Origin of the sequence: Candidimonas humi (assembly GCF_019166065.1) — a bacterium.
GTDB lineage: Bacteria > Pseudomonadota > Gammaproteobacteria > Burkholderiales > Burkholderiaceae_B > Candidimonas > Candidimonas humi.
In genome coordinates this window covers 309,427-321,529 of record NZ_JAHTBN010000001.1, presented here as the reverse complement: position 1 = coordinate 321,529, position 12,103 = coordinate 309,427, and the positions used below count along the sequence as shown (strand labels likewise).

9 protein-coding genes and 1 pseudogene are annotated in these 12,103 nt (G+C 64.3%); 4 read left to right on the top strand and 6 right to left on the bottom strand.

The window, feature by feature from the left end:
- Positions 1 to 72: 72 nt before the first annotated feature.
- The 4 genes and pseudogenes from KVP10_RS01425 to KVP10_RS01410 form a co-directional block, all read right to left on the bottom strand.
- A complete protein-coding gene (locus KVP10_RS01425; protein WP_217962678.1) occupies positions 73 to 2,181 on the bottom strand; it encodes a TonB-dependent receptor in 2,109 nt (702 codons plus the stop codon).
- 361 nt (positions 2,182 to 2,542) lie between these two features.
- Complete coding sequence (locus tag KVP10_RS01420; protein ID WP_217963057.1) at positions 2,543 to 3,379, bottom strand: metal ABC transporter permease; 837 nt, start codon at positions 3,377 to 3,379, stop codon at positions 2,543 to 2,545.
- A pseudogene (locus KVP10_RS01415) lies at positions 3,378 to 4,166 on the bottom strand (metal ABC transporter ATP-binding protein); the annotation flags it as partial. The pseudogene KVP10_RS01415 and the gene KVP10_RS01420, both read right to left, overlap by 2 nt.
- A gap of 3 nt (positions 4,167 to 4,169) precedes the next feature.
- Positions 4,170 to 5,042, bottom strand: a complete 873-nt coding sequence (locus KVP10_RS01410) for a metal ABC transporter solute-binding protein, Zn/Mn family (protein ID WP_217962676.1) — start codon at positions 5,040 to 5,042, stop codon at positions 4,170 to 4,172.
- Positions 5,043 to 5,350: 308 nt separating this feature from the next.
- Between KVP10_RS01410 and KVP10_RS01405 the strand changes: the two genes are divergently transcribed.
- Positions 5,351 to 5,680, top strand: a complete 330-nt coding sequence (locus tag KVP10_RS01405; RefSeq protein ID WP_217962675.1) for a hypothetical protein — start codon at positions 5,351 to 5,353, stop codon at positions 5,678 to 5,680.
- A gap of 26 nt (positions 5,681 to 5,706) precedes the next feature.
- On the opposite strand, the gene KVP10_RS01400 is transcribed toward KVP10_RS01405, so the two are convergent.
- Positions 5,707 to 6,462, bottom strand: coding sequence for an FTR1 family protein (locus KVP10_RS01400; protein WP_217962674.1), 756 nt, complete (start codon positions 6,460 to 6,462; stop codon positions 5,707 to 5,709).
- Positions 6,463 to 7,053: 591 nt separating this feature from the next.
- Between KVP10_RS01400 and KVP10_RS01395 the strand changes: the two genes are divergently transcribed.
- Positions 7,054 to 8,463, top strand: coding sequence for a carbohydrate porin (locus KVP10_RS01395; RefSeq protein WP_217962673.1), 1,410 nt, complete (start codon positions 7,054 to 7,056; stop codon positions 8,461 to 8,463).
- A gap of 66 nt (positions 8,464 to 8,529) precedes the next feature.
- Here the strand turns inward: KVP10_RS01395 and petA are convergent, their stop codons facing one another.
- On the bottom strand, positions 8,530 to 9,183 hold the full coding sequence (gene petA / locus KVP10_RS01390; RefSeq protein WP_217962672.1) for a ubiquinol-cytochrome c reductase iron-sulfur subunit: 654 nt from the start codon (positions 9,181 to 9,183) through the stop codon (positions 8,530 to 8,532).
- A 517-nt stretch (positions 9,184 to 9,700) separates the two neighbouring features.
- On the opposite strand from petA, the gene glpD reads away from it, so the two are divergent.
- Both glpD and KVP10_RS01380 read left to right on the top strand, forming a co-directional pair.
- Positions 9,701 to 11,242 (top strand): glycerol-3-phosphate dehydrogenase, encoded by a 1,542-nt coding sequence (gene glpD / locus KVP10_RS01385; RefSeq protein ID WP_217962671.1) that lies wholly within the window; start codon positions 9,701 to 9,703, stop codon positions 11,240 to 11,242.
- Between the two features lie 60 nt (positions 11,243 to 11,302).
- The gene (locus KVP10_RS01380) at positions 11,303 to 12,100 is read left to right on the top strand and encodes an HAD-IIB family hydrolase (protein ID WP_217962670.1); all 798 of its coding nucleotides are present in this window, start codon (positions 11,303 to 11,305) and stop codon (positions 12,098 to 12,100) included.
- Positions 12,101 to 12,103 lie beyond the last annotated feature (3 nt).

Genomic DNA, 12,103 nt, shown 5'->3' with positions numbered 1-12,103 from the left:
GAAGCGAAGATGCCCGGCCCGCGGCCGGATGGCCACGGGCGGACGCATGTTGCGGTCGCAGGGAAGACAAGCCTAGAAGCGGCCGCGCACTCCCACCATGACGCTGCGCCCTCCTTCGGGCGCGATATCCCTCAGGACGGAGCTGGCGTAGCGTATGGTCTGATTGGTCAGGTTGTTGCCCCGCACATAGGCCAGCCAGTGCACGCCATCGGTCTTGAACCGGTACGTGGCATAGGCATCCAGGCTGTAATAGGCGCTGGTCGGCGTGTCGTCATCCGGCTTGCGATGCTGGGCGAATGCGCGCGTGGCGCTGGCGCCCGCGCCCCAGGGGCCATGGGTATAGTCCAGCCCGGCGGTAAGACGCAGCGGCGGAATACGCGGCAAGGGCTCGCCCGTGTCGCTGTTGCGGGCATTGGTATAGTCGCCCGATAAATGCAGATCGACAGCATGGCCGCCCTGCTCCAGGATCCGGAACCTGCCTTCGGCCTCGAATCCGAAGAAATCCGCCGGCACCGCCCGGTATTGCGCTTCCGGCAAGGCGTCATCGGTGTCGGCGCTCACCACTTCGCCGTCGTCGTCGCGAAAGCGCCCGGTATTGAACTCGGCCAGATAGTTGGTGAAATGGCTGTAGAACACACCCACGCTGCCCCGATGCGGGCCGTCCTTAAAGCGCAGAGCCAGATCGCTGGAGTAGGCGCGTTCCTTTTTCAGATCGCTCGCGCCGACCAGATACTGGCCGGTGGCCTCGTGCGGCCCGTTCGCATACAGTTCGTAAAAGGTCGGCGCGCGCTCGGTGTACGAGGCGTTGGCAGCCAAGGACCATATGCCGCTCAATTTATAGACGCCGCCCAGCGAGAAGCTGTGCGCGGTGAAGCTGGCCTTGTCCGACCCGATGAACCGGTCGTTGCCGCCCGCCGACGGCGACAGGCGGGTGTATTCGAGACGGGCCCCGGCGCTGAGCTTGAAGCGCTGGTCGATCGGCCACTCTTCCAGCACGAACAAGGCGGCCGTGTCGGTGGTGGTGGTGGGCACCAGGGCCTCCGAGCCCAGCGCTGAAAATTGCGTGCTGCCGAATTGCGCGCCCAAGGCGCCTTGCAAGGGTCCTATGTCGGCATGGCGAGCCTCTATGCGGGCTTCATAGCCGCGGTTCTTGAATACCGTGCCGACCTCTCCGTCGTCCACTTCCTTGTGTTCGTAATCGGTATAGGAGAAATTGCCTTTGACGCTTTTGAAGGGCCCGGGCAGATCTCGGATTTCACCCGCCAGGCCCAGGCGTTCCTGATGCATCTTGATGCGCACGCTGTCTTCGGCCACGGAACCGTAGTCGGAGTCATAGCCACTGTAGGACAGGCCCGCGTAGCCATGTTCGCCCGTCCATGACATGCCCAGCGCCCCGCCGCTGTCGCTGCCATCGCTATTGGGCAGGCGGTATCGAGGCTGCTCGACTCCCGGACCGTCGCTCGCACGCTGCCGGCTCGATCGCGCATAGCCCGGTATGCGCAGTTCGCCTGTCTTGCGCCCGAAGGCGTCCGCGTGCAAGGCGAACTTCCCATTGCCGGCTTCGACTTGCACGGCGCCGTCGCGATCGTTGTTGGCCCCGCCGTAATTGCCCTGGATTTCACCTTGCACGCCTTCGACGGCCTCGCGCGGGATCCGATTGTCTATCGTATTGACGACCCCGCCGATGGCATTGCCGCCATACATCAATGCCGCGGGCCCGCGCAGTATCTCGATCCGGTCGGCCGAGAGCGGATCTTGCGGCACGGCATGATCGTAGGACAGCGAGGATGCGTCCAGGGTGCCTACCCCATTCTGCAGCAGCCGGATACGGTCGCCGTCCATGCCGCGGATGATGGGCCGGCCGACCATGGGGCCGTAGGTGGTGCTTGCCACGCCAGGCAAGCCATAGAGCGTCTCGCCCAAAGTGGCGCCGCGGCGCAGGCTCAGGTCTTTGCCATCCAGTACGGTCGAGGGCGTGGATAGCGTATCGCTGCCCAGCGGGTTGCCGGTGATGACGACGGGCTCAAGCATCGGAGGCTGCCGGTCGCCGCCGGCGCCGGCCTGCGCCCAGGCAGGTTGCGCCAGTGTCAAGGCCAGCGCAAGAGGCGTAAGGATTGCACGCCGGGATGTGCCGCGAGATGCTCTGCGCGAGCGGGACGAGTCGATAGAAGAACATTTCATGGGTCGATATATCCGGGAAAACCGCGAGCCCGGGTCGAGCGCGCAGCGATGGAAGGCGTAAAAAGGGGTTCCGGAGTAACGGGAGGCGCGCGCGCCATGGGCCCGCGAGCGACGGCATGGCGACCGTGGCCGGCGCCGTGCCTCGCTTCAAAAATTGAAACGTTATAACGTTGCATATTTAATGCCAGTGCAGGCCGATATACTTCGGCCGTTCTTTAGACTTCTTTCCCCATTGCCCGAAGCGAGCCGGCATCGCCGGGCCCGCCGCGGCGGCGCTTGGGCCGCCGGGCACCTTATTCCATTCTTATCGTGGCCCGGACGCCAAAAGCAGGCCCGGGCTATTTGCCGGTATCCCGAGGCCTCATCGAAGAGACCGGGAATCCAGCGAAAATATCTTCGTACGCCTGGAAAAAACGCGCTTTTCCATCAAGACGGCCATCAGGTATCCCCCGACGCTGAGCGCGGCAATCCAGAAGCTGGTCGGCCAGTCCGTGTAATAGGCGAGCGTGATGCCCAGCCAGGCCTCGGCGATGGCCAGGACCGCCGCTAGCGCGACGCCGCGGCCAAGACGGCTGGTCATGCGTTGCGCCGTGGCGCCCGGGCCCACCATTAACGTAAAGACGAGCAGGACCCCGACGATCTGAATGCACTGCGCGGTAGCGAGCGCGACCAGGGCCATGAACAGCACGGAGACTGCGCGCAAGGACACGCCCCTGGCTTCGGCCAGTTCCGGCTGCAGGCTGGCGAACACCAGCGGGCGGGAGATCAGCGCGAGCAACACCAGGCACAGCGCACCCATTGCGCACAGGGCCCGCAGCGTCCCGGCTCCGACCCCCAGCACATTGCCGAAGAGCAAGGCCGTAGCCTGGGTGGCATAGGATGTGTAGAAATGCAGGCACAGCATGCCCAGGCCCAGCGACAGCGCGAGGATCGCGCCGATGGCGACGTCGCTGCCCTGCAGGCGATCGCCCATGAGCCCCATGACGACACCGCCGAGCAAGGTGGCGCCGACCATCCCGCCCAGCGGCGCCAGGCCGAGCAGAGCGGCGCCGGTCGCCCCGGCAAAGCCGACATGCGACAAGGCATGGCCCGCGAATGTCTGGCCGCGCATGACGAGAAAATACCCTGCCACGCCCGACAACAGCGCCACTACGCCGCCGGCCGCAAAGGCGTTGCGCATGAAATCATAATCAAGCATCGTGGACATGAGCGCCTCTTTCGACTTCGATCCGGCCCGACAGCACGAAGATACGATCCTCGATCCTCAGCACCTCGATCGGAACCCCATATAGCCGCGTAAGCACCGGCCCCGTGACCACATCCGCTACCGTGCCCAGCGCGGCATGGCCGCGCCCCAGGTACAGCACCTGGTCCACCGCGCCCAGCAGCGGGTTCAAGTCGTGCGCGCTGAACAAGACGGTAATCCCGGCTTCCCGCCGTATGCGCGCGGCCAGTTCCACCACACTGCGCTGATGTTGCGGGTCCAGGCTGATCAGCGGTTCGTCCAGCAGCAGGAGCCGCGGGCGGCCCAGCAGCGCCTGGGCTATCAGCAGGCGCTGGCGCTGCCCGCCGGAAAGCTCGCATACGGGTCGGTGCGCCAGATCCGTCGCGCCAACGGTATCGAGGACGCGATCCACGTCGCGCCTTGCTGCCCGGCTCAATATCGGCAGCCCCCAGCGGCGGCCATTGCTGGCGCCGGCCACCAGATCCCAGCCGCGCAATCGCAGCCGAGTCGCCGCGCTGCGCGATTGCGGAACATAGCCTATGCCGGCATTGCCGCGCGTGGCGGCCCGTCCCAGCACCTGGATCGCGCCGGCCTCGGGCCGGACCAGCCCCAATATGGCCTGCATCAAGGTGCTTTTCCCCGCCCCGTTGGGCCCCAGCACGCCCACGAATTGCCCCGCCTCGATCTGCATGCTGATGTCGGACAAGACAGGCCTGGAACCGAACGAGATGGTGACGTGCGTCAGCGAAAGCGCAGCCATGGGCTATTTGTCCGACAGGGCGTGCTCGGTCGCGACCAGCTCGGCCATCATCCAGTCCTGGTAGTTTTTTCCGGCGGGCTGGGTTTCGGTCACACCGACCACCGCCACATGGTGCTGCTGCGCAAGGCGCCTGGCTCGTTCGGCTGCCTGGTCCACTACCTGGCTGTTGTAGAAGAGGATTTTTACGCGGGCGTTGGCCAGGTCGTTTTCGAACGCCGCCATCTGAGCCGCGCTGGGTTCGGTGTCGTTCATGACGGCAAGCTGGAATCCGGTATTGCGCATGGACAAGCCCAGCGCCTCAGCCATATAGCCGAATACCGGCTCGGTGGCCGTCACCGGCGCGCCGGCATATCGGGCCCGGATCTCGCGGATCTTGTCCTGCATGGGTTTCAATGAAGCCAAGACCGTGCGCAGGCGCCGGCTGTAGTCCGCCCGGTTGGCCGGGTCGATGATGTCGAGCTGTGCGCTGATCGCCCTGGCCACCGCTGGCATGGTGGCGGGGTCGTACCACAAGTGCGGGTTGTCGCCCGTCTTCCTGCCGAGCAACTGGCCAGCCACGATGGCCTTGCGCCCCGGGGCTCGGGCCGCGGCAAGCAGCTTGTCCATCCATGGGTCGTAATCGATGCCGTTGTAGACCACCAGTTGCGCGCCGCTCATGGCCTTGGCGGTGGAGACACTGGCTTCGAACAGATGAGGATCCTGGTCGGGTTTGCTGAGTATGCTGGTGACGCGCACATGCGTGCCGCCGAGCTGCTGGGCGATGTCGCCGTAGAAGTTTTCCGCCGCCACGATCCGTATGGGCTGATTCGCGCCGAACGACAATAAAGGCAAACCGGCAAGCACCAGCGCCGCCGCCCGCAACCAGAGTCGACTCATAGTAGTCTCCGAAAAAAATGATATGTTATAACATCACATTACTTGTTGTCATCCGGATCATGCCATTCGGGCCGGGTCTGGGGCACTCCACAGGCTATGCAGGTAAGGGTCTGGCTCTTGGGCGGCAAGGCGCAGGCGGCCGCTTTCTTATGCGGGCCTGGCTCTTTTGAACGACCGCAAGCAATCGCTGAGGTATAGTTTCACGTCCGGCCACCGGCGACGGGCCCGTAGGCCCGCCGGCGCAATCATCGGGGATTTGCGCCGGGGCCGCACGCAATCAAACTAAAAAGCGGGAGCTGCATGTGCCCATGAGCGATGAAGAACTGCTTCGGCTCGTCGATCGGGTCGTCGACCAGTACGACGGCAATCTGGACGAACTCGAAAGCGCCGTAGGGATGTTGATGCTGGGACGATATTACGGCTGGCGTGTGCTGCTGCTGGTGCACAGCCCGAATACCGTCAGAAAATACCAGAAGATCCTCGGGCTCAAGTCCCTCAAAGAGGTCCTGCCGGAAGTGGGCAGGCTGGCGCACCGGTCCGACGCCTGGCGCCTCGTGGAAGGAACCCGGAATTTCTGGAAAGCCGTGCGCGGCCAGCTGGGCGGCGTGCGCAGTCCTCGCGTCGACAAGTCCCCTTGACCGTCGGCGCCGGATACGCGTCCGTCTCAACCGGGAACGGATATTTCCTTGCGCCAACGCGTTATCAACTGGAAGAGAGGCATGAATGCCAGGGCGGCCAAAAGCCAGATATGCCAGGCCTGGTCCGACAATAGCCCGGCGATCGCCGTTGCCCACTGTGCGTGGACGTGTACGGTTCCGTAGCTGCGGAACAATCGTTCGAAGCCTGTGAGCAGCGCCTGTATCGTCATCACGACCAGCAGGCAGGAAGACAGCTGGAAGGCGATCTGCAAGCCTCTGCGCATGCGCTTACGCAGCATCCAGAGCAGGGACAGCCCGATGATGACCGCGAGACCGAGCATCCCCCCCGCCCAGGCATCGAAGGCGCCGTCCCAACCGGCGATGAGGCGCAGGAAGAACACGGCCTCCAGCGACTCCCGCAAGACGACCAGCGCGGAAAAAACGAAGATGGCGACCGGCAGCGCCGCGCTGTCCAGCCAGGCATCCAGAGCGCGGGACATACGCCGCTGGATGGATGCGGCGGAGCCCACCGATTCCATGATGACAAAGCCTATGGCCAGCGATGCGAAGATGGTCAGCAGCGCACTTTCCTCGCCCGACAAACCCCTGCCGGGCCATGCCAGGGACAGAGCGAGACTTGCCAGGCCTCCGGTAACCACACCGTAGATCACCATGGGCAAATGCCTGCTCTTCCCCGCTTTATGCAGCTCTACGCACACGGTGCTGATGATGAACAAAGCCTCGGCTGTCTCGCGGGCCAGCACGATGAGGGAATCGAACATGTCAGGAAGTCCTGAGGCAAAGTATGTGCATGGCCGAAATAGTACTGGAATCGCATCCTGTTTTCTTTGATCCCGCTCGAGTTTTCCCTCTTTCCATCCCCCACATCTCGCGTATTCGGGCGCCCTGCCGAACCGGCACCGGCCATGTTCGCCCGGGCGTAATCCGACGCGCCATGGGCATGGAGCCTGGTGCGGTTTTTTTCAGAAAATGCCGTTTCTCACAGCCTCTTGATTTCGATTGAAAATCTGAATTACATATATATAAATCAAATACTTATACGGATTTACTCTATAAATAGTAGAACTTGACAGACTACTATTCGAGCGAGTAGAGTCCGGAACTGCTAATCATTTCTATTTGTGCTTTTGAAAAGAATACGCAAAGCAAGGGGAAAGGCTTGAACACTTGAAGCCCGGACTCATGCGGCCCGCAAGCCGCCGTGGTCCACGCCCTTCTCTGCAAACCCGGGGCAATGCGGATGAACCCCGGAACCCGCCGGGGCCGATGCGTAGCCCGGCCATAAATATTTCCCGATATCGCAGGCCTGCCAGGCCTGAAATAAACGTAAACAGAGAAGCATAGGTATACACATGAATGACTCCAAGTCGTATCGGGCGCTGGCCGGCGCTCTGGTGGCTCTCTCGGGCATGGCTTGGGCAAGCGCCCCGGCCCGCGCGGCCGACGCCGGCGACGCCGCCAAGCCCGCGGCATCCCAGCCCTCCATTTGGGAACGCAGCACCTTGACGGGCGACTGGGGCGGCGTGCGCAGCGATCTGTCCGATCACGGCGTGGACCTGTCCTTGAACTACATCGGCGAAACCTTCGGCGTGCTCTCCGGCGGGCTCGACCGCAAGCAAAGCTACGAAGGCCGCGTCGAATTGTCGGTGGACGCCGACCTGCAGAAGCTCATGAACTGGGAAGGCGGCAAGGCGCACTTCACGATCTACAACATCCACAACGGCGGCAAGGACACCGCGCAGAACGTGGGCTCGATTGCCGATCCGAGCAATATCGACGCCCACCCCACCACGCGGCTCTTCACGGCCTGGCTGGAACAAAGCCTGTTCAACGACCGGTTTTCCCTGCGCGTGGGGCAGCTCGCCGCCGATGACGAGTTCCTGACCAGCGACACCGCGGCGGGCCTGGTCAACGGCACCTTCGGCTGGGCGGGCCTGATGGCCGCCAATATGACCAACGGCGGCCCGGCCTATCCGCTCGCCACGCCTGGGGCGCGGCTGAAATTCAAGGCCAGCGACCAGCTCACGGCCCTGGTCGGCGTCTTCAACGGCGATCCGGCCGGCAATGACTGCGACGGCGATCCGCAAACCTGCAACCGGCACGGCACCAAGTTTCCGCTCGATGGCGGCACGCTGTTGATCGGCGAACTGCAGTACGGCATCAATCAATCCAAGAACGCCTCGGGCCTGCCCGGCACCTACAAGCTCGGCACCTGGTATTCGGACCATAGATTCGCCGACCAGCGCTATGGGCTCGACGCCGCCGGCGGCGTCGTGTCGCTGGCCGACCCTACGCTGGACCGGGCCAAAAACCACCACGGCGACTGGGGCCTGTACGGCGTTGCGGACCAGATGATCTGGCGCGGACACGACAGCAGCGTGAATGCTTTCGTGCGCGGCGGGTTTTCGCCGGCGAACCGCAACCTGCTCTCGTACTATGTGGACGGCGGCCTGGGCTGGAAGGGCCTGATCAAGGGCCGCCCCGACGACACCCTGACGCTGGGCGTGGCTTATGCCAAGATCAGCAGCGACGCCATCGACGCCGACCGCGATGCGCTGGCGCTCAGCGGCCCGCCCTATGCGGTGCGCAGCAGCGAAACTGTGTTCGAACTGAACTACACGGCGCATATCACGCCATGGTGGACGATCCAGCCGGACGTGCAATACATCCTGCACCCCAACGGCGGCCAGAATCCCGACGATCCGACCCGTGGCCTGAACCACGCGTTCATCGCGGGCCTGCGCACCACCATCGCCTTCTAGCCGCGCCGTCTGCACGCGCGGCAGGTTCGTATCGCGGGGCCGCGGCTTGCGGCCCCGCCGAACCCGCTACCAGGTATTCGGCTGCCACTCGCTGCCCTTGCCGTCCTTGAGCACGCCGATCTTGATCAGGGTGTCGGTCTCGAAATAATAAGGCGGCACCGGCAGGTTCAGCGGCGCGGGATAGTTCGCCAGCACCCTGCCCGAAAGATCGTAGCGCGAACCGTGACAGGGGCACAGGAAGCCGCCCGGCCAGCGCGCATCCAGCGACCCGGGCTCGGGCATGTAGCTGGGAATGCAGCCCAGGTGGGTGCAGATGCCCACCAGCACCAGGTATTCGGGATTGACCGCGCGTATGCCCTCTTGCAGATGCAGATTGCTCATCTCCGGGGGCTGCTGCGGCTCGTGCGAGTACGGATCCACCAACTGCGGGACCATCTTCGGCAAGGTGGCGAGCTCTTCCTTGGAGCGGTGGATGATCCAGATCGGCCGGCCGCGCCACTGCACCGTCATCATGTCGCCGACCGCCAGCTTGCTGACATCGACTTCCACCGGGCCCGCGGCGGCCTTGGCTCGAGCGCTGGGTGTCATGGAGTCGACGAACGGCACGGCAGTGGCCACCACGCCTACCGTTCCCATGGCCACTGCCGTACCCAGCAGGACACGGCGGCGGCCCTCGGGATCGATGGGAAGCTGGGAAGACTCATGAATATGAATGCTCATGGCTGGCACCTCGATGCATATTGGACGCGGCAGCCTGCGGCTTGGCGCTCGGTGTTCTTGCGTCGCCCGTCCCGCGGCTGCCCTGGCCCGGCGTCGAGCGCCGCAGCGGGCGCGGGCGACGGGGCTCAAGATCGGCCTGGCCCGCGTTTCGACTGAGGCGCGGGTATCGGCCGGTCCATCACATTCTTCAATATCAAGTGACTTCCCAGGCCTTCGAAAGTTCCGGCAAGCGCGGCGCGGGTATGGCCTGCCCATCGCGGACAGCGCGAGTGCCGCGGCTCCGGCGCTACCGCATTTTTCTCTTTTCCAAGCCCCAATATGCCTGCTGCAGCCACCCATCCGCAGCACGTCTGCCCGCCTCGCGGATCGGGCATTTTGATTTGTTGCACATTTATTCAATACCGTTGCACGTTTGTGCAAAGTGACTTATAGTCCTTGTTTATCCGACACGCGGCGGCCACGTTCGCCTGGCGCCAGCCCGGTTATGGGCCCAGTCACGAAACCAAGACACTCGACCATGCAAGTCCCTACGGAAGTTGACCTACTCGTCGTCGGCGGCGGCATCAATGGCGCGGGCATTGCGCGCGACGCCGCGGGCCGCGGCTTGTCCGTCGTCCTGTGCGAACAAGACGACTTCGCGGGCGCCACCTCGTCAGCCAGCACCAAGCTGATTCACGGCGGCCTGCGCTACCTGGAATACTACGAATTCAGGCTGGTGGCCGAAGCGCTGGCCGAGCGCGAGGTGTTGCTGAGCATCGCGCCGCATATCGCGCATCCGCTGCGCTTCGTCATGCCTTATGTGCAGGGCCTGCGCCCGGCCTGGATGATCCGCCTCGGCCTGTTCCTGTACGATCGCCTGGGCGGCCGCAGCACCCTGCCCAAATCCAGCGGCGTGCGCCTGCCGGGCAGCCCCTACGGCGCGGGGCTCAAGCCGGAATTCCGCAAGGGCTTCGTCTATTCGGACGCCCGTGTCGACGACGCGCGGCTGGTGATATTGAACCTGCGCTCGGCGGCCGCGCATGGCGCCCGCATCCTGCCGCGCACGCGCTTTTGCGGCGCCGAGCGCGTGGACGGGCGCTGGCATGCCCGCCTCGAAGACCGCCGCAGCGGCGAACGCCACGAAGTGCGGGCCCGCATGCTGGTCAATGCTGCCGGGCCCTGGGTCACCCAGGTCGCCGACACGCTGGGCCGCAACGCCAGCCCGGCCAAGGTTCGCCTGGTCAAGGGCAGCCATATCGTCGTGCCCAGGCTGTACGAGGGCGAACACGCTTATATCGTGCAGGATGCCGGCAAGCGCATCATTTTCATGATTCCCTACGAGCATGAATTCACCTTGATAGGCACGACCGACGTGGCGGTCGACGCGGTCGGCGACGGCGCTCGCATCAGCCGCGATGAAATCGACTACCTTTGCACCTCCGTCAGCCGCTACACGCCACACAAGGTGACGCCGGACATGGTGGCCTGGAGCTACAGCGGCGTGCGTCCGCTGTACGACAACGGCAAGGGCGATCCCTCCGCGGTCACGCGCGACTACACCCTGGTGCTGGACGACGGCGGCCAAAGCGTGCCGCAACTGTCGATTTTCGGCGGCAAGATCACGACCTATCGCCGGCTGGCCGAAGCTGCGCTGGACAAGCTGCAGCCCTGGCTGGGAGAGCGGCGCGGCAAATGGACCGGTACCGAGGCCTTGCCCGGCGCGGACATGGGCGCCGGCGGCGCAGCCGGGCTGCAGGCGCGCCTGGGTGAGCGCTATCCGCAATTGCCCGCGACGCTGCTCGCGGATCTGGTGCGGCGCTATGGATCTCTGGCCTACGATGTGCTTGGCGACAGCAAAGAACCCGGCGATCTCGGACGCCATTTCGGCGGCGGCCTGTACGAGCGCGAGGTTCGCTACCTGGTCGAGCACGAGTGGGCCTACGAGGCCGACGATATATTATGGCGCCGTACCAAGACCGGCCTGCACATGAACGCAGAACAGCGCGCCGCGCTGAGCGATTTCTTGTCCGGCGCACCGGAGCAGCAAGCGCTGGCCGAACCCGCGAACATGGCCGGCTGAGCCGGTCCTGTAATATTCCCTGCGACGAATGCCCCCTGCCCTTTCCTTCCCTGTTTCCCCATGCTGCCATTGACCGACTTGTCCGACGCCGCGCTTGCCGGCGTCAAGGGCGTTTTCACCGACATCGACGACACGCTCACCACCGAAGGCAAGCTGCCCGCCGCTACCTATTCCGCATTGGAAGCGCTGCACGATAGCGGCGTGGCCGTGGTTCCCATCACAGGCAGGCCCGCCGGGTGGTGCGACCATATCGCGCGGATGTGGCCGGTCGATGCCGTCGTCGGCGAGAACGGCGCTTTCTATTTCTATTACGACAAGCCGGCGCGCAAGCTGCGCCAGCGCTTCCTGGCGGATGCCCCGGCCCGCGCGCACAATGCGCGCCGATTGGCCGAGATCGCGCAAGAGATACTCGCCGAGGTGCCGGGCTGCGCGCTTGCCTCGGACCAGTTCTGCCGAGTGGCGGACGTGGCCATAGACTTTTGCGAAGACGTGCCGCCGCTGCCGCGCGAGAGCGTAGAGCGCATTGTCGAACTGATGACCCGTGCAGGCATGACGGCCAAGGTCAGTTCGATACACGTCAACGGCTGGTTCGGCGAATACGACAAACTGACGATGACGCGCATACTGATGCGGGAACGTTACGGCATCGACCTGGATGCCGCCCGCGGCGACTATATATTCGTGGGCGATTCGCCCAACGATGCGCCGATGTTCCGCTATTTTCCCAAGTCGATCGGCGTGGCCAACGTGCGCGAATTCATCGGCGATATCGAGCATCCGCCGGCCTACGTCACACAGGGGCGCTGCGGCGACGGCTTCGTCGAAGTGGCGCGGCGCCTGCTGGCCGCGCGCCACTGAAGA